Source organism: Streptomyces achromogenes subsp. achromogenes (assembly GCF_000720835.1).
GTDB classification, from domain to species: domain Bacteria; phylum Actinomycetota; class Actinomycetes; order Streptomycetales; family Streptomycetaceae; genus Streptomyces; species Streptomyces achromogenes.
Map to the genome: position 1 here is coordinate 193,811 of NZ_JODT01000002.1, position 23,428 is coordinate 217,238.

The 23,428-nt window shown below is 73.2% G+C and carries 20 protein-coding genes and 1 pseudogene; 14 read left to right on the plus strand and 7 right to left on the minus strand.

The features are described 5' to 3' along the window. The first annotated feature begins 200 nt into the window (after positions 1 to 200). Positions 201 to 2,474 carry an alpha-xylosidase gene (gene yicI, locus IH25_RS0102705; protein ID WP_030602176.1) on the plus strand — a complete coding sequence of 758 codons (2,274 nt, stop codon included), beginning with the start codon at positions 201 to 203 and terminating at the stop codon, positions 2,472 to 2,474. Between the two features lie 115 nt (positions 2,475 to 2,589). Beyond that, positions 2,590 to 3,168 carry a GNAT family N-acetyltransferase gene (locus IH25_RS0102710; RefSeq protein ID WP_030602178.1) on the plus strand — a complete coding sequence of 193 codons (579 nt, stop codon included), beginning with the start codon at positions 2,590 to 2,592 and terminating at the stop codon, positions 3,166 to 3,168. Positions 3,169 to 3,191: 23 nt separating this feature from the next. Here IH25_RS0102710 and IH25_RS0102715 read toward each other — a convergent pair whose 3' ends face one another. Then, the gene (locus tag IH25_RS0102715) at positions 3,192 to 4,112 is read right to left on the minus strand and encodes a MerR family transcriptional regulator (RefSeq protein WP_030602182.1); all 921 of its coding nucleotides are present in this window, start codon (positions 4,110 to 4,112) and stop codon (positions 3,192 to 3,194) included. Between the two features lie 66 nt (positions 4,113 to 4,178). Here IH25_RS0102715 and IH25_RS0102720 point away from each other — a divergent pair, with 66 nt between their 5' ends. After that, positions 4,179 to 5,663, plus strand: coding sequence for an alpha/beta hydrolase (locus IH25_RS0102720; protein WP_030602185.1), 1,485 nt, complete (start codon positions 4,179 to 4,181; stop codon positions 5,661 to 5,663). 258 nt (positions 5,664 to 5,921) lie between these two features. Here the strand turns inward: IH25_RS0102720 and IH25_RS0102730 are convergent, their stop codons facing one another. Further along, a complete protein-coding gene (locus IH25_RS0102730) occupies positions 5,922 to 7,226 on the minus strand; it encodes a phosphatase PAP2 family protein (protein ID WP_167346008.1) in 1,305 nt (434 codons plus the stop codon). 375 nt (positions 7,227 to 7,601) lie between these two features. Between IH25_RS0102730 and IH25_RS0102735 the strand changes: the two genes are divergently transcribed. Continuing rightward, complete coding sequence (locus IH25_RS0102735) at positions 7,602 to 8,189, plus strand: antibiotic biosynthesis monooxygenase (protein ID WP_107058308.1); 588 nt, start codon at positions 7,602 to 7,604, stop codon at positions 8,187 to 8,189. Between the two features lie 9 nt (positions 8,190 to 8,198). Here the strand turns inward: IH25_RS0102735 and IH25_RS0102740 are convergent. Beyond that, a pseudogene (locus IH25_RS0102740) lies at positions 8,199 to 8,438 on the minus strand (nuclear transport factor 2 family protein); the annotation flags it as partial. Positions 8,439 to 8,560: 122 nt separating this feature from the next. Beyond that, the gene (locus IH25_RS0102745) at positions 8,561 to 9,181 is read right to left on the minus strand and encodes a TetR/AcrR family transcriptional regulator (protein WP_030602199.1); all 621 of its coding nucleotides are present in this window, start codon (positions 9,179 to 9,181) and stop codon (positions 8,561 to 8,563) included. Between the two features lie 119 nt (positions 9,182 to 9,300). On the opposite strand from IH25_RS0102745, the gene IH25_RS0102750 reads away from it, so the two are divergent. Beyond that, on the plus strand, positions 9,301 to 10,806 hold the full coding sequence (locus IH25_RS0102750; protein WP_063755124.1) for an MFS transporter: 1,506 nt from the start codon (positions 9,301 to 9,303) through the stop codon (positions 10,804 to 10,806). A 364-nt stretch (positions 10,807 to 11,170) separates the two neighbouring features. On the opposite strand, the gene IH25_RS0102755 is transcribed toward IH25_RS0102750, so the two are convergent. Beyond that, a complete protein-coding gene (locus IH25_RS0102755; RefSeq protein ID WP_030602205.1) occupies positions 11,171 to 11,812 on the minus strand; it encodes an NAD(P)-dependent oxidoreductase in 642 nt (213 codons plus the stop codon). A 111-nt stretch (positions 11,813 to 11,923) separates the two neighbouring features. Here IH25_RS0102755 and IH25_RS0102760 point away from each other — a divergent pair, with 111 nt between their 5' ends. Together IH25_RS0102760 and IH25_RS0102765 are read left to right on the plus strand one after the other, a co-directional pair. Further along, the gene (locus IH25_RS0102760) at positions 11,924 to 12,310 is read left to right on the plus strand and encodes a winged helix-turn-helix transcriptional regulator (protein ID WP_030602208.1); all 387 of its coding nucleotides are present in this window, start codon (positions 11,924 to 11,926) and stop codon (positions 12,308 to 12,310) included. 53 nt (positions 12,311 to 12,363) lie between these two features. Next, positions 12,364 to 12,789: a glutaredoxin domain-containing protein gene (locus tag IH25_RS0102765; RefSeq protein WP_030602210.1), complete on the plus strand. Its 426-nt coding sequence runs from the start codon at positions 12,364 to 12,366 to the stop codon at positions 12,787 to 12,789. Positions 12,790 to 12,833: 44 nt separating this feature from the next. Here IH25_RS0102765 and IH25_RS0102770 read toward each other — a convergent pair whose 3' ends face one another. Further along, complete coding sequence (locus IH25_RS0102770; RefSeq protein WP_078844101.1) at positions 12,834 to 13,388, minus strand: DoxX family protein; 555 nt, start codon at positions 13,386 to 13,388, stop codon at positions 12,834 to 12,836. 651 nt (positions 13,389 to 14,039) lie between these two features. On the opposite strand from IH25_RS0102770, the gene IH25_RS0102775 reads away from it, so the two are divergent. The 3 genes from IH25_RS0102775 (at position 14,040) to IH25_RS0102785 (ending at position 18,235) form a co-directional block, all read left to right on the plus strand. Beyond that, on the plus strand, positions 14,040 to 15,629 hold the full coding sequence (locus tag IH25_RS0102775; protein ID WP_051753683.1) for a DHA2 family efflux MFS transporter permease subunit: 1,590 nt from the start codon (positions 14,040 to 14,042) through the stop codon (positions 15,627 to 15,629). A gap of 54 nt (positions 15,630 to 15,683) precedes the next feature. Further along, positions 15,684 to 17,072: a hypothetical protein gene (locus tag IH25_RS37265; RefSeq protein WP_037654180.1), complete on the plus strand. Its 1,389-nt coding sequence runs from the start codon at positions 15,684 to 15,686 to the stop codon at positions 17,070 to 17,072. A 74-nt stretch (positions 17,073 to 17,146) separates the two neighbouring features. Beyond that, on the plus strand, positions 17,147 to 18,235 hold the full coding sequence (locus IH25_RS0102785; protein ID WP_051753686.1) for a 4Fe-4S binding protein: 1,089 nt from the start codon (positions 17,147 to 17,149) through the stop codon (positions 18,233 to 18,235). Between the two features lie 36 nt (positions 18,236 to 18,271). On the opposite strand, the gene IH25_RS0102790 is transcribed toward IH25_RS0102785, so the two are convergent. Beyond that, positions 18,272 to 19,186 carry a LysR family transcriptional regulator gene (locus IH25_RS0102790; protein WP_030602224.1) on the minus strand — a complete coding sequence of 305 codons (915 nt, stop codon included), beginning with the start codon at positions 19,184 to 19,186 and terminating at the stop codon, positions 18,272 to 18,274. A 123-nt stretch (positions 19,187 to 19,309) separates the two neighbouring features. Between IH25_RS0102790 and IH25_RS0102795 the strand changes: the two genes are divergently transcribed. From IH25_RS0102795 to IH25_RS0102810, 4 genes are read left to right on the plus strand one after another with little or no spacing between them, the layout of a single operon-like run. Beyond that, positions 19,310 to 20,308 carry a fumarylacetoacetate hydrolase family protein gene (locus IH25_RS0102795; protein WP_030602227.1) on the plus strand — a complete coding sequence of 333 codons (999 nt, stop codon included), beginning with the start codon at positions 19,310 to 19,312 and terminating at the stop codon, positions 20,306 to 20,308. Continuing rightward, a complete protein-coding gene (locus IH25_RS0102800; protein ID WP_030602231.1) occupies positions 20,305 to 21,267 on the plus strand; it encodes a cyclase family protein in 963 nt (320 codons plus the stop codon). The genes IH25_RS0102795 and IH25_RS0102800 overlap by 4 nt, the downstream gene beginning before the upstream one ends. A 25-nt stretch (positions 21,268 to 21,292) precedes the next feature. Then, the gene (locus tag IH25_RS0102805) at positions 21,293 to 22,423 is read left to right on the plus strand and encodes an FAD-dependent oxidoreductase (protein WP_030602235.1); all 1,131 of its coding nucleotides are present in this window, start codon (positions 21,293 to 21,295) and stop codon (positions 22,421 to 22,423) included. After that, positions 22,420 to 23,424 (plus strand): amidohydrolase family protein, encoded by a 1,005-nt coding sequence (locus IH25_RS0102810; RefSeq protein ID WP_030602238.1) that lies wholly within the window; start codon positions 22,420 to 22,422, stop codon positions 23,422 to 23,424. The genes IH25_RS0102805 and IH25_RS0102810 overlap by 4 nt, the downstream gene beginning before the upstream one ends. Positions 23,425 to 23,428 lie beyond the last annotated feature (4 nt).

Genomic DNA, 23,428 nt, shown 5'->3' on the forward strand with positions numbered 1-23,428 from the left:
CCGTCGCGCCAGACCCGGGCACACCCCCGTTCACCCGCGCCTTCGGTGACGAGCTCCGGGAAATCCGTAATCGCCCCTGTTCAGACGGGATTTATCGGTGCCGGAACCTGCCCGGCGGGGAGGTGTTCTGTGTACGATCGCATCGCCGGGCGGCGCCTTCGCGCCCTACTCGAACCACTCCAGCTCCCCCGAGGAAGAACATGAAGTTCACCAACGGCTTCTGGCGCGTCCGCGACGGCGTGCAGATCTCGTACGCGGTACAGCCGCGTGATGTACGTCTGTCATCGAAGCGCTTCACCGCCTATGCGGCCGTACAGAACGTGGCGCGGAGAGGGGACACGCTCAACGCGCCGCTGCTCACGGTCGACTGCTTCTCGCCCGCCGAGGGCGTCATCGGCGTGCGGGTCACCCACCACGCCGGAAAGCGCCGTCCCGGCCCGGACTTCGCCCTGGGCGAGGAGCCGGACGGCGCGGGCACGGTGCGCCGGGACGGCACGGTCACGGAGCTGGCCAGCGGACCGCTGACCCTCCGTCTGGACGAGGCGGCCCCGTGGGCCCTGGCGTTCCTCGGCGCGGACGGCCGGGAGCTGACCCGGGCGGGCGCCAAGGGCACCGCCTTCGCCACCACCGACGACGGCACCCACCACGTCCTGGCCCAGCTCGCCCTCGGGGTGGGCGAGCAGGTCTACGGCCTCGGCGAGCGCTTCACGCCGTTCGTGAAGAACGGCCAGGTGGTGGACATCTGGCAGGCGGACGGCGGCACCAGCAGCGAACAGGCCTACAAGAACATCCCGTTCTACCTGTCCTCGCGCGGCTACGGCGTGTTCGTCAACCACCCCGGCAGGGTCTCGTTCGAGGTCGGCTCGGAGTCCGTCGGCCAGGTGCAGTTCAGCGTCGAGGACCAGAGCATCGAGTACTACGTGATCGCCGGTCCCACCCCGAAGGAGGTGCTGGCCCGCTACACCGCCCTGACCGGCCGCCCGGCGCTGCCGCCGGCCTGGTCCTTCGGCCTGTGGCTGACCACGTCGTTCACCACCGACTACGACGAGGCGACCGTGATGTCCTTCGTCGACGGCATGGCCGAGCGCGGCATCCCGCTGTCGGTCTTCCACTTCGACTGCTTCTGGATGCGCGAGTACCAGTGGTGCGACTTCCAGTGGGACCCGGCCGTCTTCCCCGATCCGGAAGGCATGCTGGCCCGGCTGAAGGACAAGGGCCTGCGGGTCAGCGCGTGGATCAATCCGTACATCGCGCAGAAGTCCCCGCTCTTCGAGGAGGCGGCGGCCCTGGGCCACCTGGTGCGCCGGCCGGACGGCGACGTCTGGCAGTGGGACCTGTGGCAGGCCGGCATGGGCCTGGTCGACTTCACCAGCCCCGACGCCCGCGCCTGGTTCCAGGCCAAGCTGAAGGCGCTGCTCGACCAGGGCGTGGACTGCTTCAAGACGGACTTCGGCGAGCGCGTTCCCACCGACGTCGTCTGGCACGACGGCTCCGACCCGGAGCGGATGCACAACTACTACACCCACCTGTACAACCGGACCGTCTTCGAACTCCTGCTGAAGGAGCGGGGCGAGGGCGAGGCCGTCCTCTTCGCCCGCTCGGCGACCGCGGGCGGGCAGCAGTACCCGGTGCACTGGGGCGGCGACTGCTGGGCGTCCTTCGAGGCCATGGCGGAGTCCCTGCGCGGCGGGCTGTCCCTGTCGCTGAGCGGCTTCGGCTTCTGGAGCCACGACATCGGCGGCTTCGAGGGCACCCCCGACCCGTCGGTGTTCAAGCGCTGGCTCGCCTTCGGCCTGCTCTCCTCGCACAGCCGCCTGCACGGCTCCACGTCGTACCGGGTGCCGTGGAACTTCGGCGAGGAGGCCGTGGCGGTCGCCCGGCGGTTCACGCTGCTCAAGCACCGCCTGATGCCGTATCTGTACGGTGCCGCGGCCGAGGCCCACCGCACCGGCGTGCCGGTGATGCGCCCGATGCTGCTGGAGTTCCCGCACGACCCGGCGTGCCGCCCGCTGGACCGCCAGTACATGCTGGGCCCCGATCTGCTGGTCGCCCCGGTGTTCACGGAGGACGGCGAGGTGGAGGTCTATCTGCCCGAGGGCACCTGGACGCACCTGCTGTCCGGCGAGCGGGTCACCGGCCCGGCCTGGCGCACCGAGCGGCACGACTACGACAGCCTGCCGCTGTACGTCCGCGAGGGCGCCGTCCTGCCGCTGGCCGCCGACGACAGCCGTCCCGACGGCGACTGGCTGGACACCCCCACCCTGCTCGTCCACCCCACGGCCCGGCCGGACTACACCGCCGAGGTCACGGTCCCCGACCTGTCGGGCACCCCCGCCGCCGGCTTCACCGTCCGCCGCGACGGCACCGGGCTGCGGGTCACCGCGCGCGGCACCGACCGCCCGTTCACCGTGCGCGTCGCGGGCGGTGGCGCGAGCGCCACCGGCACGGGCGAGGTGGTCGTCGGCCTGGACTGAGCGGCCGGCCGCGAACTCCCCCGGAAATACCCGGGAAAGGGCACGCGCTGCCCGGCTAGTCTGGCGCGGCAGGCAGGCCGGGCAGCAGTACAGCAGCAGTACATGGGGGAGCGCGATGACCGCCGTCTCGAAGAACACCGCGCAGCACGTCACGGCACCCGTCGTCACCGACCGGCTGGTGCTGCGGCTGTTCACGCCCGCCGATGCCGAGGACCGGTACGCCTACCAGTGCCTGCCGGAGGTGGCGCGCTACCTGTACCGTCCGCCGCTCACCCGCGAGGGCTGCGCCGAGTCCATCGCGGCCCGGGCCCGGGGCACCGACTGGCGGACGGACGGTGACACGCTGCTGCTGGCCGTGTGCCGGAGGGAGGAGCCCGGTGTCGTCGGCGAGGTGGTCCTCACCCTCACCAGTGCGCACGCGCGGCAGGCCGAGATCGGCTGGGTCTTCGACCCCCGTCACGCGGGGCGGGGTTACGCCACCGAGGCGGCGGGCGCGCTGCTCTCGGTGGCCTTCGGGCAGTTGAACGCCCATCGGGTCTTCGCCCGGCTCGACACCCTCAACACGGCGTCGGCGCGGGTGTGCGAGCGTCTCGGGATGCGCCGCGAGGCCCATCTGGTCGAGAACGACCTGGACGGGGAGCGCTGGGGCAGTGAGTACGTCTACGCGGTGCTCGCCCGGGAGTGGACGAACTGAACCGCCCGGCCGGGCCGGGAGGCTCAGCCCGCCGCCGTGTCCGCGGCCAGCGCGTCGCGCAGCCAGGCGTCGGCCGCGCCGAGGGTGAGGCCGGGGATCAGTGTCCCCGCCAGGTGCCAGTAGCGCCGCATCACCGGGTGGTCCGCCGCGGCGAGGCGGGCCGCCAGTGCCCGGCGGAAGGCGGGGGTGTCCCGGGTGCCGGCGGCCCGTGCGTAGGCGGCGGCGTAGCAGTCCAGGGCCTCGCCCGGGCCCGGGGCGCGACCGGCCCGTAGGGCGGCCTCCACCAGTCGGTGGGCCTCGTGCAGGCCGTCGTAGAGCAGGTCCGGGTGTGTCTCGGTGACGGGCCGGTGATCGGCGAGGCAGTGGTCGGTGGCGGCCGTGGCCAGCGCGTGCACGCGGGCGAAGGCGAGGACCTCGTCGGGGGTGGGGTCGGCGGGTGGCCGGGGAACGGCCGCCTCGGTGATCGCGGAGCGGAGCCGGGCGGACAGCCGGATGGGCAGCAGCCGGCGCCAGTAGTGGACGATCGCGGAGGTGTCGGGCGGGACGCTGACCGCGCCGATCAGCTCCAGGCGCTCCGCCAACTGCCCTGGCTCGCTCTCCTGCAGCGCCCGCAGCGCGGCCTCCCGCCAGCGCAGGACGGCGAGTTGACCGCCGATGTCGTCCAACCGCCGTGCCACCACGGCTTCCAGGCCGCCGCCGTCGGGCTCCGGGCCGTCACCGGATTCCAGGACCCGCTTGATCTCGGGCACGGGGACGTCGAGGGCGCGCAGCGACCGGATGGTCCGCAGCCGGGCCAGGGCGTCCGGCCCGTAGCGCCGGTGGCCGCCGCTGCTGCGGGCCGCTTCGGGCAGCAGGCCCTGGTCGGAGTAGAAGCGGATGGTCTTGACCGTGGTGCGGGCCCGCGCGGCCAGGTCGCCGATGCTCAGGGTGCCGTCCGGTGACACAGGTTGAACCTCCCTCAGGGGGAGTTCCTACGTTACCCGCGACGACCTACTTGTCTGGAGGCGCTGATGTCTGCGTTTGTGCTGGTCTCCGGCCCGTTCACCGACGGGCGGATCTGGGACGCGGTGGTGGGCCCGCTGCGGCGGAAGGGTGCCGGGGCCTACCCGGTGACGCTGGACATGCGGCCGGAAGCCGACCTGGAGACGCAGGTCGGGGACGTGGTCCGGCTGATCGACTCCCTCGACGTGCCGCGGGTGGTGCTGGTCGGCCACGACTACGGCATCCATCCGGTGCTCGGCGCGGCCGACCTGCGCCCGGAGCGGGTGGCCCGCGTCGTGTACCTGGACGCGGGGCTGCCGCAGCACGGCGACCCGGCCCTGGCCCTCGTACCGGACCCCGAGGTGCACCAGCTGCTGGGGGCCGGCGGCGACCCGGGGCCCGTCCCGCCGCCCGGGCCGCGGGACTGGCAGCGCTGGGGCAGCACGGAGGGCCTTACGGCAGAGCAGCTGGAGTTCCTGAGCGCTCTGGCCGTCGCCCAGCCGCCCCGCACGCTGACCCAGCCGCTGCGGCTGACCGGCGCGGCGGCGGGCGTGCCGGTCAGCGCGGTGCTGTGCACGGCCGGGGGGACGACCATCGAGGGGATCCAGGAGCTGGTGCGCGTCGGCCCGCCGCAGCTGCGGAAGCTCGCCGACCCGCGGGTGGGCTTCTTCGAACTGGCCACCGGCCACTGGCCGATGCTGTCCGCGCCGCGGGAGCTGACCGAGGTGCTGTGCCGCGCCGCCGCGGACGAGGGTCACAGGCTGACCCCGCCCGAGGGCGAGCCCGGCTTCCTGCGCCCGTTCCTGCTGGACGTCCCGGAGCGGCCACGGGTGCGAAGCGGCCACGTGGACCTGCATCTGCCGGAACCGGGGGAAACCGACGCGCCCCGGCCGGCGGTGCTGTTCGTGCACGGCGGCCCGCTGTCGCCCGACCTCGTCCCGGCGCCCCGTGACTGGCCGTTCTACGTGGGTTACGCCCGCCTCGCGGCGAGCCTGGGCGCGGTGGGCGCCGTCGTGGAGCACCGCCTGCACGGCCTCACCGCCTACCCGCGCGCGGCGGACGACGTGACCGAGGCCGTCGCACTGCTGCGGGCCGATCCGCGCGTGGACCCGGAGCGGATCGCGCTGTGGTTCTTCTCGGGCGCCGGGCTGCTCGTCACCGACTGGCTCACCGGTCCGCCCGAGTGGCTGCGCTGCGTCGCCCTGACCTACCCCATCCTTGCCCCGCTGCCCGGCTGGGGGGCCGTCCCCCCGCGCTTCCGGCCGGCCGAGGCGCTCCGGGCCGGCGGAGCGGAGCCGCCCGCGCTCCTGCTCACCCGGGCGGGCCTGGAGACCCCGCAGATCGCCGCCACGGTGGAACGGTTCCTGGAGGCGGCGGCGGAGGCCGGGACCCCGGTGCAGATCATCGACGTACCGCACGGCGCCCACGGCTTCGAGCTGCACGGCCCGATGGACGAGTCCCGTGAGGCGGTCACCCGTGCCATGACCGCGGTGCTCTCCCACCTGGGGATCTGACGCGGAGCGCGCCCGCGGGACGGTCGTGATGTCGAAGTGGCGGACCGACCGAAGCGGAAACCTCTCGGGTTCCGGTCCGCCGGCCTGCGAGAAGGGCGGGCGGGTCGGGCCGGTCATCGCGAGTGTGACGCGGAGGGGTCAGGCGGTCGTGCGCCGGCCGCGGCGACCGCCGGGGTCGGTGATCCGGCCGGCGGCGGTCGCCGTCGCCGCGGTTCCGGTGCCGACCCCGGGCTCGTACGTCCGGTGCCAGGGCATGGTTCACACCGGTTCGGGCTGCGGTTCCGCTCGGGGCGCCGGCACGGGCTTCGGTTCCCACCGCGAGGTGGTCCGCAGATAGCCGTAGAGCACCGAGAGCATCGCCAGGATGACGAGCGGCCCGAACAGCCAGGGAAGGCGGGCCATCTCCAGGGGCAGGTAGCGGTACGCCAGCAGGAGCACCACGAAGACCGTCGTGCCGTGGGCGACCAGCCGGGTCCCGGACCGGTCCCAGCCCCGTGCCTGCGAGCGCAGCGCGGCCTCGATCGTGAGCGTGAACACCACGCCGGCGACGATGTCGGCGCCGTAGTGGTAGCCGAATCCCAGGGTCGCGGCGAGCGTGGCGACCAGCCAGAACGCGCCCCCGTACCGCAGCAGACGCGGGCCCTTGCGGGAGTGGATGAAAATGGCGGTGGCCCAGGCCGTGTGCAGGCTGGGCATGCAGTTGCGGGGGGTGATCCCGTCGTACAGCATCGGGTGCGGTGTGGTGACCGGCGTCGGTGTGTGGGGCCAGAGGTTGGCCGCCGCCCATTCCAGACCGCCGGTGCCGGAGGCGCCCGGGCCGTAGGCGAAGATCGGTCCGACCACGGGGAAGATCATGTAGATGCCCGGGCCGAGGAGGCCGATCACCAGGAAGGTGCGCACCAGGTGGTGACGCGGGAAGCGACGCTCGCTCGCCACGTTGCGCAACTGGTACAGGGCGACGACGACCGCGGCCACCGCGAGCTGCGCGTAGACGTAGTCGAGCAGGTGCGTGCCGACCGGGCCGCTGGCGTTCACCAAGCGGCCGACCAGCCACGAAGGGTTGCCGAGCGCGTGGTCGGCGGTCGCCACGTACTGGTCGAGCACGGTCGGCCGGCTCTTCGACGTGATGAGCAGCCAGGTGTCACCGGTCTTGCGGCCGGCCATGAGCAGCAGTCCCAGTCCGACGCCCTTCAGCAGGAGGGCACGCTCCTGTCCCGTGCGGCGCGTGACGGCGACGACCGCCGCGCCCAGGAGCACCCACAGCGCGCCGTTGCCGAAGGGGTGGCCCTCGTCCAGGTCGTAGTGGTAGCCGGACGCCCATCGCACCAGCAGGAGGACGGCGTCGATGCCGACCGCGACACCGGCGGCGATGAGGCGCTGCCGCCAGGTGAGCACCACCGTCATCAGGCCCATGCTGGCGTACAGCAGGAATCCCGACTTGGGCGGGAATATCAGCTCCCGCGCCTCGGTGGTGAGCGGCCCCCGCAGACCGTAGTGCCGCGCGGTGATCTCCAGTGCGACGAGGAAACCGAGAGTCGTCACAGCCGCCGCGGCCCAGAGGATCACCCGTGGCCGGCGCCACGGGGCGACCTCGGTTCCGCCCTTTTTCTGGGTAGGTACCCGTGTTGGTATAGGTATCAATTCTCTGGCCGATTTGTTAGGTGTTGTTTATTTAGGTGATTTTCGCGCCGGATAGCACGGTTTTCTGGTGAATGACGAGCGTTGGGTGCGCTCGTCATAAGTTCGATCATGTTAGCCGAGGGGCGCGGCGGGGGTTCGCCTCTTACAGAGCCGTCTCCCGCATTTCCGCCAGGGTGATCTTCGCGCCTTCTGCCGTCGGCGGACGGCCGGCACCCTGCCCGCTTGTCCACGGCCGGCCTTCCGCCCCGGAACGCGCCCTTGACCTCAAGAGCACTTGAGGTACGAGAGTCCTGAGTCATGACACGTTTGCAGGACCTTCATCACCCTTCCGCCGGCACCACGCTGATGAGCGAGTGGCTCACGGGGACCGCCGAGCGGTCACGCGCGGCGGTCGACGCCCTGCTCCACGAGTGGGCTGCGGCACAGGCGCCCTCCGGGCGGCTGGCGCAGCACGTCTTCCTCTCCCTGGACGGCACCGGCCTCTTCTTCTACGCGCAGTGGACCAGCGACGACGACCACCTGGCCTGGGCCCGCGCCCGTCGCACCGAGGTCGTCAGCCGCGTCGACGCGCTGGTGCCCGGCATCGAGCGCCCCGGGCTGATCCGGACCCGCCTCGTGCGCAGCGTCGTCCACGACGAGAAGCGGCCGGCCGGTCTCTTCGCCGTGCACACGGTGGCGGCCGGCGACGTGGAGACCGCGACCGCCCCGGCGCCGGGCCTGCTCGCGGCGCACCTCCATGCGACGCCCGACGGCGAGCGGACCATCGTCGTCACGGAATGGGCCGACGTCGCCTCCCAGGAAGCCGCCGCGGGAGGCGACGCGGCCGTCCAGCGCTATACGCACGCCCACTCGCTCTTCGACGACCAGACCGGGCGCCGGCCCTGACCCGCCGGGTCAGCGCTCCTGCGTCCAGGCGAGCGTGATGCGCATCTCCCCGATCCGCCAGCCCGCCGGAGTCCGTACGGTGACGCAGGCCAGACGCAGCCCGGCGGTGCGGTGGGGCGGTTCACCGTCCCGGTAGAAGTACACGAGCTGTCCGGCGGTGACCTCCGCCCGGTCACCGTCCAGCCGCACCAGCACGTCCCCGTGGACATGCTGGGTACTCTCCCCCTCCACCCGACTCCGCCCGAGGTGAGCGGCCGGGGCGGAGGGGCGCCGCTTCCAGCGCCCTCGGCGCGCCGCCGAGTGCGAGGCCGGGGCGGAGGGTGTTGCCTGCGCCGACGTGCGTCAGGGGTCCGTCGGGGAGTCGGCGGAGCCTAGGCGGTACAGGTGAGGGCGTCGGGGAGCAGGGCGAAGGTTCGCTCGATGAGGTCCGTCAGGCCGTCGCGGCCCCCCTGGCCGCCCTGAGCCGTCCAGCGCAGGCACGCCGTGCGCCAGGAGGCGACGAAGATCTCCACGGTGAGCCGGAGGCACGGCTCGTCCACACCGGTGCCGGAGCGGCCGGCCAGCGTCTCGACCATGGCCCGGGTGGTGTCCTGGCAGTACCCCAGGCTGTGCGACTGCAGTACGGGAACGGACTCCGACAGCTCGCGGGTGGCCAGGAAGCGGCGCTCCCAGTCCGGGTCCATGTCCTCCAGGGTGGCGTTCAGGGCCACTCGGAGCGCTTCGAGGAGCGGGCCGTCCAGCTTCGCGACGGCCACGCGGTCCAGATACGCCGACCACAGGTCGCTGTCGGCGGCGAGCGCGACGTCCTCCTTGGACCGGTAGTTCCGGAAGAAGGTGCGCTTGGACACCTCCACCGCGTCGCACAGGTCGTCGAGCGTGGTGGCGTCATAGCCGTGTTCGGTGAACAGGCGGAGCGCGGTCTCGGCCAGGGCGCGGCGCGTGCGCAGCTTCTTCCGTTCCCGTAGCGGCAGTTCACGCAGATCGTCACTCACGTTATGAGCCTACCACCCGGACGCGGTTGCCCTTTGACAGCTAATGCCACTCAGTGGCACTGTCACCCAAGTGGCCATCCGGCGCCACCTCTTGCCGTCTCCTGAAGGAGCACTCCCTCGTGACTTCCGTTTCCGCGGGCCGCTCACGTCCGGCGATCACGCTGGCCGTGGTCTTACTGGCCTTCGCCACCGTGCCGATGTCCATCTCCGGAGCGGCGGTCGCGCTGCCCGGCATCGGCGAGGACCTGCACACCGCGGGCGCGCCCCTGCAATGGGTCATGAACGCCTACAACCTGACGTTCGCCTCGTTCATGCTGGTCGCCGGGTCCGCGGCCGACCTGGTCGGGCGCCGGCGGGCCTTCGCGACGGGGTCGGTGGTGTTCGCCGTCGGTTCGCTGGCCGCGGCGGTGGCACCCGGTGTCGTCCTGCTGGACCTCGCCCGTGCCCTGTCGGGCATCGGCGCGGCGGGGGTGTTCGCCAGCGGTGGCGCGATCCTGGCCACGGCCTTCGACGGAGCCGCCCGCACCCGTGCCTTCGCGGCCCTCGGCAGTGCCGCCGGTGTCGGGCTGGCGGTGGGACCGACCCTGTCGGGGTGGCTGGTCGGCACGCTCGGGTGGCGTGCCACGTTCGGTCTGCACGCGGCCTTGCTCGCCGTCGCGTTGACCGGCATCGGCTTCGTCGCCGAGTCCCGCGCCCCACGGCGTCCCCGGCTGGACGCGACCGGCGCGCTGGTGTTCGTCGCGGGCCTCGGCCTGCTCGTCCTGGGCGCGGTCCAGGGTCCGCAATGGGGCTGGGCGAGCCCCGGTGTGGCGGCTCTGCTCGCCGTCGGCGCGGGTCTGCTGGTGCTGTTCGTCGTGCTGCAGTCGCGTTCGGCGGCCCCGGTCCTCGATCTGACGCTGGTGCGTAACCGGCGGTTCTTCGCGTTGTGCATGGTGCCCGTGGTGTCCACGTTCGGCTTCGTGACGCTGCTGACGTACCTGCCCACCTATCTCGTGGGGGCGAGCGGCTTCTCCGCCCAACGAGCCGGAACGGTCCTGCTGTTGATGACCGCGCCGGTGCTGCTGGCCCCGCCGCTGTCCGGGGGCCTGGTCAACCGGGGCGTGTCCCCCCGTACGCTGATCACGGCGTCCCTGCTGATGTTCGCCGGCGGAAACGCGTGGCTCACCGTGATCGGCCCCGGTGGTTCCGTCGCCGCGATCGCCGGTCCGCTGCTGATGACCGGGCTGGGCGCCGGAGTGTCGTTCGGCGTGGGCGACGGTGCGGCGATGAGCCTCGTCGAGCCCGAACAGGCCGGGATGGCCACCGGGTTCCTCAACACCATGCGCATCGGCAGCGAGGCCATCGTCATCGCCGTGTACGGCGCGGTCCTGGTCAGTCTCATCGACACCCGTGTCGGATCACGGGAACTGGCCGCGAAGGTCGCCGCGGGCGACCTGTCCGGGGGCCGCCCGGCCGTGCTGGCCGACGGCTTCACCCACGCCCTGCACCTCGCCCTGTACGGAACGGCCGCGGTGTGCGCGATCGGCGCGGTGGCCATCTTCGCCGCGCTGGCCCCGCCCCGCCGGAACACCACCGCGACCCCGCTCGCTCCCGAGCACACCCCGCAGCCTTCGAAGGCGGTCTGACCGGCCCCCGCGGAGGCGTCGCCGGGATCGGCCCGCACCGGACCAAGGCCCTTCGGCCCGGTGCGGGCCGCTCCGCGTCACGCCGGGGCCGGGCGGATCGGCGGGAGTGCGCGCTCGTGTCGGTGGTGGCCACGGGGCCACTCTTCACCTGCGGAGGAGGCTCGGGAAGCGGCACCCCGGGTCGGAAGCGGCGCGCGGGATCCGCCGCCGACCGGTTCTCCGCGCGCCGAAGACACGGCCGGCGGGTGCCCGGCCTCGGTTCCGGGGACGGCGCCTCGAACCGCCTTGAGCGCCTGCCCGCACACGACCTGACGGGCGGCAGAAGGCCGTGCCGGACGGCGTGCCCCCGGGCGGCGGCCAGGGGTTACGACGGCATCGCCGCCGACTGTTCCCGTACCGCGACCACCGTCTGGTGGTGGCGGGGCGTCTCGATCTCGTCCAGCAGGGCGAGCGCGAAGTCCGCGTAGGTGATCCGGCACGCCGGGTCACCATGGTCGGCGATCCGGTACCGGCCGGTGCGCGCGCCGTCGTGGTCGAAGTCGCCCGCGGGTGCCACGTAGGCCCAGTCGAGGTCGCAAGCGCGCAGTTCGTCGAGGCCCGCCGCGTGGCCCAGGGAGAACGGGCGGTACTCGCCCGGAAAGCCGGGCTCGTCCATCAGGGGCACGCCCGACGTCCCGGGCAGGACGGAGGCGATGCCGACCACGACCAGCCGGCGCACCTCGGCCCGGGCCAGGCCCGCGGCCAGGGCGCGGGCCGAGGCGGTGAAGAAGTCGTACGGCGGGACGGACAGGTCCACGGCGGCGCTGAGGGCGGCATCGTGCCCGGCCGCCACGTGGGCGACGCCGCTCGCGTCGGTGACGTCGCCCGCCACCAGCCGTACGTCGGCGAGGTCGCTGTGGCGCTCGGGGTCGCGCACCACGGCGGTGACCCGGTGGCCGCGCCGCCGTGCCTCGGCGACGACCTGCCGCCCGGCCCGGCCGCCCGCGCCGAAGACCACGATGTTCATGAGGAACCGCCTCTCACCAGGGCCGGGTCCCGTGCGCCCGGTCGGTGCGCCGACGCTAGCAACGGCCTTGGTTACCAAGGGGATACCGGTGTTCGCGGCTATCGTGACGGCATGAGGGAACCGCTGCCCGCCGACATGTTCGACAAACTGTGCCCTTCGTCGCTCAGCCCGATCCGGTTCGGCGACAAGTGGGCGGGGCTCGTCATCCGCTGCCTGGAGCACGGACCGCGCCGCTTCTCGGAGTTGCGCGTGCCGCTCAGGCGCGTCACGCCCAAGGTCCTCACCCGGTCGCTGCGATCCCTGGAGCGGGACGGTCTGATCAAGCGCACCGTCTACGCACAGGGCACTCCGCATGTGGAATACGAGCTGACCCCCCTGGGCCGTAGCCTGCTCGGAGTGATTGCGGTCGCCTGCGCCTGGGCCGAGCGGCACTGGGAGGAACTCGTCGAGGCCCGCGAGTCCTACGACGACGCCACCCGCCTCGGCCACACCGGCTGACCTGCTCTTTGCCCGGCCCGCTGAACCCGCCCCCGCCGATAGGCTGCCTGATCATGATGCGCGCCTGGTACCTGCCCGTCCTGTTCACCGGCTGCGGCTCGCTCGTCGCGGCCGTGCGGGCCGTGGACGGGTCCGTCGGACCGGCCGTCGCGGTGTGGCTGGTGTTCGCGCTGCTCGCGGTGGTGCACTCCCCGCTGGTGTTCCCGCGGCCGGTCGGTGCGGTGCGGGCGCGGGAGCTCGGCGCGGTCGACGGCCGGCCGATCGTCTACTGGCGGGCGGGGTGCAAGTACTGCCTGCGCCTGCGCTTCCGGCTGGGCCGGGACGCCCGTCGGCTGCACTGGGTCGACATCTGGCGTGACCCGGCCGGCGCGGCGGCGGTGCGCGCGGTCAACGGCGGCGCCGAGACCGTGCCGACCGTGGTGGTGGCGGGCATGCCGTACGTCAATCCCGACCCACGGTGGGTGCGCGCCCAGCTCTGATCGGCCTGGGACGTGTCCGGGAGCAGCCGTCCGGCCGCCGGCCCTCACAGGCTCAGGGTGATCGCGGCGCCGATGCCGCCCAGTCCGAGGGCGACGCCGGCTTCGGGCCAGCCGCCGGTGCGCCAGGGGAAGAAGCGGTCGAGGGCCAGTCGGCCCGGGCCGGTCGCGGCCACGGCCAGCGCGACGACGGCGATGCCCACGTTGTACTCGACGCCGCCGTCCGTTTCCCACAGGCCGTGCGCCGCGGTCACCGTCGCCATCGCGTTGATCATCACTCCGATCAGCGCGGCGGCCGCGAGCGGGGTGAAGAGTCCGACGGCCAGGCCGAGGCCGCCGAGGAACTCGGAGAGGCCGGCGATCACCGCGAACAGCTTCCCCGGGTGATAGCCGAGGCCGGCGAATCCCTTGCCGGTGGCGGTCAGCCCCGGCCCGCCGAACAGGCCGAACAGTTTCTGGGCGCCGTGGCCCGCCATGATGAGCCCGAAGGTCAGTCTGAGGAGGAGGAGCCCCCAGTCACCGGCGGTCACCCCGGGTGTGAGGGTCCGCCGTGCGGCCGGTCGGGGGCCGGCCGAGGACCGGCCCGTGTCGCGCTTGGTCATGTGAGTGCTCCAGTACGGACGCACGTACAAAGAGTTGTCGCATGCCGGCCCGGTCAGGCACCGGCTCCGGCTCACCGGTCGGCGGCGTACGGCCCGCGCCGAGGTCGCGGGGTATGGGCCGCCCTTAACGATCCTACGCAAGAAAGCGGGAACCGCCCCCGGGCGGAATTGCCCCGGGAGAACAGGCCATCGTCATGATGGTGATCCTGTTTGTTCTATACGGCACATAGTCCGATCACTCGCGATCAACGCACTTGTCCTTTCGGCAGGTTGTCCGATCATCCGCATGATGCCTGCCGAGGGAACGCGCCTCACCTCTGTCAGTGATCTTCGCCGTCATCGGTCTGTGTCCGGGCGTGGACCGCGTACCTTTTGCCGGGTGATCGCAGTCCATTTCCCCGGGGCAGCAGCCCATCAGCCCGGTTCGGGCGCGGAATTCTTCGGACGGTATCCGGAACTCGTCTGCCGCGACCGGCGGGAAAGGCACGGCTGTCACCGCCATCCCGCTCAGGCCCTCGACCGGGTACGACGACTCCTCGCCGAGCGGGTCCGCTGATCGGATCCGCCCGGCGCGAGCCCGTCGGCCCGACTCCGCCCGGCCCGCCCCCGCCGTCCCGTGTCCCCCGCCCCTCTCCCCGTCTGGACGACGCCATGTCCCTGCCGCGTACCGGTCCGCCCTCGCCCGCCGCCCCCGCCATGCCCAGACCCCGGCGCCGCCGCCCCGGTGCCGTGCTCGTCGTCGAGTCCGTGGCCGTCTTCATGGTCATGCTCGACAACCTCGCGATGAACAACGCGCTGCCGGACATCGGCAGGGACCTGACCGTGGGCGTCGGCGGCCTGGAGTGGGTCGTGGCCTCGTACACGCTGGTCCTGGCGGCCTTCCTGCTGCCCGGCAGCATCGTCGGGGAGCGGCTCGGACGGCGCCGGCTGTTCCTCGCCGGGCTGGCCGCGTTCACCCTGGGATCGGCGCTCGGGGCGACGGCGGACAGCTGGGCGACGCTCGTCACCGGACGGATCGTCCAGGGCGTGGGAGGCGCGGCGCTGCTGCCGTCCAGCGCGGCGCTGCTGCGGCAGGTCTTCCCCGAGGACGCCACCAGGGCCAGGGCGCTGGGGCTGCGCGGCGCCGCGTCCGGCCTGGGGCTCGCCCTGGGCCCGGTGATCGGCGGTCCGCTCGTGGAACGGTTCGGCTGGCACAGCGTGCTGTTCATCAATGTGCCGATCGGCGTGTGCCTGCTGCTGTTCGGCGCGTTCTTCCTGCCGTACGCGCCGCCGTGCCGCAGCCGTCCCTGGGACCTGCCCGGACAGGCGCTGGCGGCCGTCGGGGTCGGCGGACTGATCTTCGCGCTGATCCAGGGGCCGTCGGAAGGCTGGACCGACCCGGCCGTCCTCGCCGGGTTCACCGCGGCCGGGGTGGCGCTGCCCGCCCTGCTGGCCGTGGAGGCGCGCGCCGAAGAGCCGATGATCGACCTGTCCTTCTTCCGCGACCGGCTCTGCGCGGTGGCCGCGCTGGCCGGTTTCTCCACGAGTCTGGCCCTGTTCGGAGCGATCTTCTTCCTGTCGCTGTATCTGCAGTACATCCTCGGCTGGTCGCCGGCCGGGGCCGGTCTCGTCTTCCTGCTGGCGTCCGCGTTCATCGTGGTCACGGGCCCCGTCGCGGGCCGGCTGTCCGTGCGCTGGAGCGCTTTCCGGCCGCTGCTGATCGGCGTCACGCTGTGCCCGCTGGTGCTGGCGGGACTCGCCTCGTACGGGGAGCACGCGCGCTACCTCGAGTACTGCTGGGTGCTGCCGGTCATCGGTGTGTGCGTGAGCCTGACCTTCGTACCGGTCAACGTCATCGTCGTGCAGCGGGTCCGCGGCCGACGGGCCGGCATGGCCACCGCGATCGCCGAGACGCTGCGCGAACTCGGCGGTGTGACCGGCGTGGCGGCGCTCGGGGCGGTGCTCAACTCCCGGATGCGGGCCTCGTTCCTGCGCCAGGCGGAGGCCGTCCTCCCGGCGGACCAGGCGCACGCGCTGGCCGACCGTGCCCTGGCCCACGGGCCGGCGGCGGCACTCGCCGGCCCGGGCGCCGGCGCGGTACGCCGCTGGTTCCACACCGCGTTCCTCGACGGCCTGCACGCGGCGCTGTACACGGGGGCCGTGGGCACGGCCGTGGTGGCGGTGTGCACCTACCTGATGGTCCGCACGCCGGCCGCGGCGCCGGCCGACGAGCCGGGCGGGCTGGTGCGGCCGACGGCGTAGCCCGCGCGGGCACGGGACCGGGCGCTGCCGCAGGATGGAGAGCGGGAGGCAGTTGTGGAGCGCGGCCCGGATGTGACCCTGTGCGACCTGTGGCCCCGGTTGCCCGCCGGGGCCCGCTCGGAGCTGCCGCGCCGCGCCGCCGAGGCCGACTGGTGGGTTCTCGACGCGCTGCCGAGCCGCTGGGAGGCGCTGCGTCCGCTGGTCTTCCCGGCGGTGGACTACCAGCGGTTCGGCGAACTGGCGGCGGGCGTGCTGCGGTGCGCGCTCCTTGCCTGCCGGCGCCGGGCCGGGACCGCCGGCGAGCTGTGCCGGGCGCTGGACGACCACCGCGAGCCGCTGCTCCTGGACCCCGCGCAGCCGCTGTCCGACCCCGCGCTGCTGCGGATGGCCCGCCCGGACGCGCTGGTGGCCGGGGGCAGGCCCTGGTTCGTGGAGCTGAACGCCGGTCCCAACATCTACGGTGTCCCGGGCCTGGAGCGGCGCGGTGCGGCGTTCGCCCACGGCTGGCCGGACGGCCACGACCGGCCGGACGGCGTCCCGGCCGAGCCGCCGTCGACCCTGCGCGCCAGGGCGGTGGCCCTCGCCGCGGCGGTGCCGGACGGCGGGCGCCGCCGGGTGCTGGTGCCGACCTGGCGGGCGACCTCGGGCATCGCGGCGAAGCTGGGCGGCGCCGGTGCGCTGCGCCGCTATCTGCGGCCCGCCGTGGAGGCCGCGGAGGCGGTGGGGCTGGAGGTGACGGTCGCGGATCTGTCCGAGGTGCGCGGTGGCGCCGACGGGCTGTGGGTGGGCGGGGACCGCGTCGATGTGGTCTTCAACCAGTTCGTCGGTTCCGTGGTGGCGGACCGGGCGGCCCTCGGTGTGCTGCGCGAGGCGGTACGGGCCCTAAGTGTGCGGTTGTTCGTGCCGGAAGCGGCGTGTCTGCTCAGCGCCAAGCAGGTGCTGGCCTGGATGCACGAGGATCTGGACCTGTACGCGCCCGCTGACCGGGCGCTGGTCCTGGGGCATGTGCCGTGGACGGCGTGGCTGGGTCCCGGGCAGTCCGCCGAGCGGCGCCGGCACGTCCTGGCGCGCGCCGCGCGGGAGCGGGCCGCTCTCGTCGTCAAACCCTCGCGCGGCCACGGCGGTACGGGCTTCGTCGCCGGTGCCCAGGTCGCCGACGGGGACTGGGGCGAGCTGCTGGCGCGGCGGTCCCGCGAGGAGACGCTGGTGCTCCAGCGCCGGGTCGTGCCGGACACCACGTGGATGCACTTCCGGAGCCTCGACGGCGCGCGGACGACGGCCCGGGTGCCGTTCGTCCTCTCCCCGTTCCTGCTGGACGGGACCGCCGCGGGCGCCTACGTCCGTCACGCGAGCCCCGGGACGGACGTAGGCGCACCGGTGAACACCGGGGCGGGAGCGGTCTCGAACACGGTGCTGCTGCTCCCGGCCCGCCCCCGTCGGTGACCGGGATCTTGCTCATCCGTCCCTTCTCCCGGCATAGTGAGTTTGAAATTCCAACTCACAGGGAGGGTGCCGGGATGCGCGAGTCACATGCCACGGAGGGAGCCGGGCGGCCGAAACTGCCCGCGAAGCTCGCCGGCCATCCGTCCGTCCGGGCCGTCCTCGCGCGCCGGGACGCCGCAGCGGCGGACGGGCCCCCGCCGGTGATCGACGCGGAGTGGCTGCGGGAGCTGTGTCTCGCCGCCGGTGCCGACGACGCCGCGGCGGTGAGCCTCGGCCACCCGGACCTCGCCGGGGAACGCGAGCACGCGCTGACCGCCCTGCCCGGCACCCGCACTCTCGTCTCGCTCGTGGTCCGGATGAACCGCGACAACTACCGCTCGCCCGCCCGCAGCGTGGCGAACCAGGAGTTCCACCAGGCCGACGAGCAGATCAACCACGCCGCCCGGGCGGTCACCCGGGCCCTGCAGGACGCCGGCTACCGCGCGCTGAACCCGTCGGCCGGCTTCCCGCAGGAGATGGAGCGGTTCCCGGGCCGCCTCTGGGTGGTGGCGCACAAGACGGTCGCCGTGGCGGCGGGCCTCGGTGTGATGGGGCTGCACCGCAACGTCATCCACCCGAAGTTCGGCACCTTTGTCCTGCTGGCCACCGTGCTGGTGGACGCGGAGGTGAGCGCGTACGGGCAGCCGCTGGACTACAACCCCTGCATCGACTGCAAGTTGTGCGTCGCCGCCTGCCCCATAGGCGCCCTCACGAAGGACGGCGACTTCGACTTCCTGGCCTGCGCGACGCACAACTACCGGGAGTTCATGAGCGGGTTCACCGACTGGGTGCAGACGGTGGCGGACAGCGCGGACGCCGCCGACTTCCGCTCCCGCGTCACCGATCCCGAGAACGCCTCGATGTGGCAGAGCCTGGCGTTCAAGCCGAACTACAAGTCCGGCTACTGCGTGGCGGTCTGCCCCGCCGGGGAGGACGTCCTCGGCCCCTACCTCGACGACCGCAAGCGGTTCATGGACACGGTGCTGCGCCCGCTCCAGGACAAGATCGAGACCCTGTACGTCCTGCCGGACTCCGACGCTCAGCGGTACGCGGAGCGCCGCTTCCCTCACAAGCCCGTCAAGGAGGTCAGCGGCGGCTGGCGGCCCCGGTCGCGGGAGTCCTGAGGACGCCTCACGGACCCTCCGGCCGGACGGTCCCCCTCACCAAGCCTCCCGGTCGAGCGCCGCCCCGACCCGCGCCGCGGTGTCGCGCAGCCAGATGTGGGCGGCGTCGTGGGTGTGCACCGGGTGCCACCACAGGGCCTCGCGCAACGGCACCGGCTCGTACGGCGGCTCCACCACCCGGACGGCGGCGATCGGGGACAGCAGCCGGGCGAGGCGGGCCTGCACCAGGGCGATACGCCGGGTGCCGGCCACCAGCAGCGGCAGCAGCTGGAAGCTGTCGACGGAGACCTCGGGCCGCGGCTCGATGCCGAGCATGCCGAGCTGCCGCACCGCCGGTGTGTCGTAGGTGCGCTGGTACGTCACCCAGGGCAGCCGGGCCAGGTCACGCCGGGTGAGCCGGTCGCCGATGCCCGGGTGGTCGTCGGCGACGAGGAACACCCAGCGGTCGTCGTAGAGGTCGGTGGCCGGGAAGCCGCTGATGACGCCGTGCGGCATGAGCATGCCGTCGGTGGCGCTCAGCAGCGTGGCGGTGCCGTCCACCACGGTCGGCGGGGTGTGGGTGAAGCACAGCCGGATGCCGGGTGCCTCCTCGTGCACCACGCGGGCCAGCGCGGTGCCGAAGACGGCCACGGCGTAATCGGAGGCCACCAGCTTGAACTCGCGTTCCTCCGTGGCCGGGTCGAAGTCGGCCTGACTGGCGAAGAGGCGTTCGAGCACGTCGTAGGCGGTGGCGGTGCGGTCGAGCAGAACCTGGCCGAGGGCGGTCAGCTCGTAGTGGCCGCCCACCCGGGCCAGCAGCTCGTCGTCGAAGTGGCGGCGCAGCCGGGCGAGGGCGGCGCTCATCGCGGGCTGGCTGAGACCGATCCGCTGCCCGGCGCGGGTGACGTTGCGCTCCTCCAGGAGGGCGCGCAGGGCGACGACGAGGTTGAGGTCCAGGCTGGCCAGGTTCATGGGGCGTCCTCTTGCGGCCGGCGGGCGGCCGGTATCGGCACGGTGGATGCCTTTCATCCACGGAATCTATTTCCCTGATCGCGGGTGACGGGTCCAGATTAGTCACACCGCAATCAGGAGGACATGTCCGTGAAACCTGAACCCGGGTCCGCGCTCTTCGCCGGACCGTTCGCCCTCGCGACGCTCTCGGCCCCGGACGGGCCCGCCTTCCCCGCCCTCGTGACCGCCGACGCCCAGGTGATCGATCTCCAAGCCGCCTTCGGCGACGATCGGTTGACCACACGTGATCTGCTGGACTCGTGGGAGTCGGCGCTGCCGAGACTGCGGGCGCTGGCCGACTGCGGCGAGCCGGTGCGCGGGCCGCTGGACGGGTTCCGGGTGCACGCCCCGGTCGAGCCGCGCCAGGTGTTCCAGTCGGGGGCGAACTACCGGCAGCACGTGATCGACCTGCACGTGGCACACCGGGCCCCCGGAGACGACCGGTCCGAGGAGGAGCGGCGCGCCGAGGCCGCCGAGATCATGGACCGCCGTGCGGCGCAGGACCTGCCGTACGTGTTCATCGGACTGCCGAGCGCGCTCACCGGCCCGTACGACGACGTGGTGCTGCCCGCCTGGGCCGAGCAGCCGGACTGGGAGCTGGAGTTGGCGGCCGTGATCGGCCGGCCCGCCCACCGGGTCTCGGTGGCCGAGGCGTCCGGGTGCGTGGCGGGGTACACGATCGCCAACGACCTGACCGACCGGGCAACCGTCTTCCGCCGGGACATGCCGCAGATCGGCACCGACTGGCTGCGCAGCAAGAACGCGCCCGGCTTCACCCCGCTCGGCCCGTGGATCGTGCCCACCGAGTCGGTCCCGCACCCCGGCGACCTGCGGGTGACGCTCACCCTCAACGGCGAGACCATGCAGGACGAGTCCACCCGGGACATGATCTTCGACGTGGCGCGCATGGTGTCGTACGCCTCGCAGACCGCCCGGCTCCTGCCCGGTGACCTGGTGCTCACCGGCAGCCCGGCCGGCAACGGCATGCACTGGGGGCGGCTGCTGCGCGACGGTGACGTGATGGAGGGGTCGATCACCGGACTCGGTACGCAGCGCACCCGCTGTGTGGCGGAGGCGTCGTGACACCGGACCGAGACGACCCCGAGGGAGCGATCGCCGCGGCCGCCAAGGAGTGCTCCAACTGGGGGCGTTGGGGCGCGGACGACGTGCTCGGCACGCTGAACTTCCTCGACGCGGCCAAACGGCGGGAGGGCGCGGCCCTGGTGCGGCGGGGCGTCAGCTTCTCGCTGGCGCAGTCCTTCGGCATGGACGGCCCGCAGAAGGGCTGGCGGCGGCGTACCAACCCGGTGCACACCATGCTGGACACCGGCACCGACGCCGCGCTCGGCACGCAGGGTTTCCCGCACGGGTTCGGCGGCGCGGACGACGTGATCGCGATGCCGTTGCAGTGCTCCACGCAGTGGGACGGGCTCGGGCACATCTTCGACCACGGCAGGGCGTGGAACGGCCGGGCGGCGGAGCGGGTCGTCACCTCCGACGGCGACCTGGTGACCGGTGTCGAGCACATGGCCGCGCGCGTCGCCGGGCGGGGTGTGCTCCTGGACGTGGGCCGGGTGATCGGGGGCGGCGGTGAGCTGCCCGACGGGTTCGCGATCACCGAGGAGCATCTGGCGGCCACCGCCGAGGCCCACGGGGTGCGCGTCGGCCGCGGGGACATCGTGACCGTACGCACCGGTCAGCTGGCCCGGGTGCGGCGCGACGGCTGGGGCGACTACGCGGGCGGGCCCGCGCCGGGGCTGTCGTTCACCACGGCAGGCTGGCTGCACCGCACGGAGATCGCCGCGATCGCCACCGACACCTGGGGGTTCGAGGTGCGGCCCAACGAGTTCGCGCACGCCTTCCAGCCCCTGCACCAGGTCGCCATCCCCCATATCGGCCTGCTCATCGGCGAGATGTGGGACCTGGAGGAGCTGGCCGAGGACTGCGCCGCCGACGGCGTGTACGACTTCTGGCTCACCGCCGCTCCCCTGCCCGTCACCGGCGCCGTCGGCTCCCCGGTCAATCCGGTCGCCGTCAAGTAACCAGCGCGACGAAGGAGTTACGCATATGAGTACAGCCCGCACGGTCCTGGTGATCGGCGGCGGGGCGGCCGGCAACGCCGTCACGGTCCTGCTGCGCCGGGCCGGCCTGCGCGTCGAGCTGGTGGAGGCCAAGGACGACTGGAACGCCACCGCCGGTAGCGGTATCACACTCCAGGGCAACGCCCTGCGGGTGCTGCGCGCGCTGGGCGTGTGGGAGCGGGTCGCGCAGGCCGGTTTCGCCTTCGACTCCGCCGGTCTCACCGCCCCGGACGGCACCGTCCTGCATGTCGCCCGGGACCTGCGCACCGGCGGTGACGATCTGCCCGCCACCGTCGGCATCGAGCGCCCCCGGCTCCAGCGGATCCTCATCGACGCGGTCCGCGCCTCGGGCGCCGACGTGCGCCTGGGTACCCGGGCCGAGGCGCTGGAGCAGGACGGCGACGGTGTGCGGGTCCGCTTCGGCGACGGCACCGAAGGCCGCTACGACCTGGTGATCGCCTCCGACGGCCTCGGCTCCGCCACCCGCGCCGCCATCGGCATCACCGACAAGCCGGAACCCACCGGCATGGCCGTCTGGCGCGTCGCCGCCCCGCGCCCGGCCGGCGTGGTCCGCACCGACCTCGCCTACGGCGGCCCGGCCTATATCGCCGGCTACTGCCCCACCGGCGACACCACCTTGTACGCGTACGTCGCCGAGGACAGCCGCGACCGCGCCTCCATACCGCCGGAGACGTACGCCGACGAGATGCGCCGGCTCGCCTCCGCCTACGGGGGCCACTGGACGGAGATCGTCCCGCACATCACCGACCCGGCCAAGGTCAACTACACGTGGTTCGACCGGCTGTTGGTAGAGGGCTCCTGGCACCGCGGCCGGGTGGTCCTCGCCGGTGACGCCGCGCACTGCTGCCCGCCGACCCTGGCGCAGGGGGCCGCGATGTCCCTGGAGGACGCCCTGGTGCTGGCCGAGCTGCTGACCGGTGCCGACGAGTGGGACGACGCGCTGCTCCGGGCGTACTACGAGCGCCGCGTCCCGCGGGTGCGCGCGGTGGTGGAGGCGTCCGTGCTGCTGGGCCGGTGGCAGCTCGACGGGGTCCGCGACGCGGACGTCCCCGGGCTGATGGGCCGCACCATGAGCCTGCTCCGGGAGGAGCCGTGAACCACCCCTCCCCGACGGTCGATGTGCACGCGCACCTCCTGCTGCCCGAGGCCGAGGCGCTGGTGGACGGCCTGCCGGGGCTGGCCGAGGCGCGGGCACTGGACGCCCGCCGCAACGGGCCCGCCGCCCTCGCCGTCAACGGTCCGATGGTGCGCGACCGCCTGCCGAAACTGACGGACACCGGTGCGCGGCTGGCCGCGATGGACGCCCAGGGCGTGGACGTCCAGCTGGTCAGCCCCTCCCCCTCGCACTACCACTACTGGACGGACGAGGACACGGCGGAGAAGCTGTACCGCCTCGTCAACGAGGCGACGGCGGCCCACTGTTCGGCCGCCCCGGACCGGCTGCGCGGACTCGGGCTCGTCCCGCTCCAGCATCCCCGGCAGGCGGTGCGGGCGCTGGACCACGCCCTGGCGCAGGGACTGGCCGGGGTGGAGATCTCCAGCCACGCCCCGGGCCGGGAGCTGTCCGATCCGGCGTACGAGCCGTTCTGGTCGCGCGCCGAGGACACCGGCGCGCTGCTCTTCCTGCACCCCTTCGGGTGCACGCTGGACGAGCGGCTGGACCGGTGGTACCTGTCCAACACGGTCGGCCAGCCCGCCGAGAACGCCGTCGCGCTCTCGCACCTGATCTTCTCGGGGGTGCTGGACCGCCATCCGGGCCTGAAGGTGATCGCCGCCCACGGCGGCGGCTATCTGCCCACCCACATCGGCCGCTCCGACCACGCCTGGTCCGCCCGCGCCGACGCGCGCGCCGGCTGCGCGCATCCGCCGAGCAGCTATCTCCGGCGGCTGTACTTCGACTCCCTCGTCCACGACCCGTACGTGCTGCGGGAGTTGGTCCGGGTCGCCGGGGCCGACCGGGTGCTGCTCGGCTCGGACTTCCCCTTCGACATGGGCACCGAGGACCCCGTCGGTGCCCTGCGTGCCGCGCGGCTTCCCGAGGCCGACTTCCACGCCGTCCGGGGCGGCAACGCGGCCGCCCTCCTCCGGAAGGACTGACACC

Excerpts from the sequence above, each read along its gene's own strand:
- IH25_RS0102770 (WP_078844101.1), bottom strand. The coding sequence starts at position 13,388 with ATGACCAAGCGCGACACGGGCCGGTCCTCGGCCGGCCCCCGACCGGCC.
- IH25_RS0102775 (WP_051753683.1), top strand. The coding sequence starts at position 14,040 with ATGTCCCTGCCGCGTACCGGTCCGCCCTCGCCCGCCGCCCCCGCCATG.
- IH25_RS0102765 (WP_030602210.1), top strand. The coding sequence starts at position 12,364 with ATGATGCGCGCCTGGTACCTGCCCGTCCTGTTCACCGGCTGCGGCTCG.
- yicI (WP_030602176.1), top strand. The coding sequence starts at position 201 with ATGAAGTTCACCAACGGCTTCTGGCGCGTCCGCGACGGCGTGCAGATC.
- IH25_RS0102720 (WP_030602185.1), top strand. The coding sequence starts at position 4,179 with ATGTCTGCGTTTGTGCTGGTCTCCGGCCCGTTCACCGACGGGCGGATC.
- IH25_RS0102755 (WP_030602205.1), bottom strand. The coding sequence starts at position 11,812 with ATGAACATCGTGGTCTTCGGCGCGGGCGGCCGGGCCGGGCGGCAGGTC.
- IH25_RS0102785 (WP_051753686.1), top strand. The coding sequence starts at position 17,147 with ATGCGCGAGTCACATGCCACGGAGGGAGCCGGGCGGCCGAAACTGCCC.
- IH25_RS0102735 (WP_107058308.1), top strand. The coding sequence starts at position 7,602 with ATGACACGTTTGCAGGACCTTCATCACCCTTCCGCCGGCACCACGCTG.
- IH25_RS0102760 (WP_030602208.1), top strand. The coding sequence starts at position 11,924 with ATGAGGGAACCGCTGCCCGCCGACATGTTCGACAAACTGTGCCCTTCG.
- IH25_RS0102805 (WP_030602235.1), top strand. The coding sequence starts at position 21,293 with ATGAGTACAGCCCGCACGGTCCTGGTGATCGGCGGCGGGGCGGCCGGC.
- IH25_RS0102795 (WP_030602227.1), top strand. The coding sequence starts at position 19,310 with ATGTCCGTGAAACCTGAACCCGGGTCCGCGCTCTTCGCCGGACCGTTC.
- IH25_RS0102710 (WP_030602178.1), top strand. The coding sequence starts at position 2,590 with ATGACCGCCGTCTCGAAGAACACCGCGCAGCACGTCACGGCACCCGTC.
- IH25_RS0102790 (WP_030602224.1), bottom strand. The coding sequence starts at position 19,186 with ATGAACCTGGCCAGCCTGGACCTCAACCTCGTCGTCGCCCTGCGCGCC.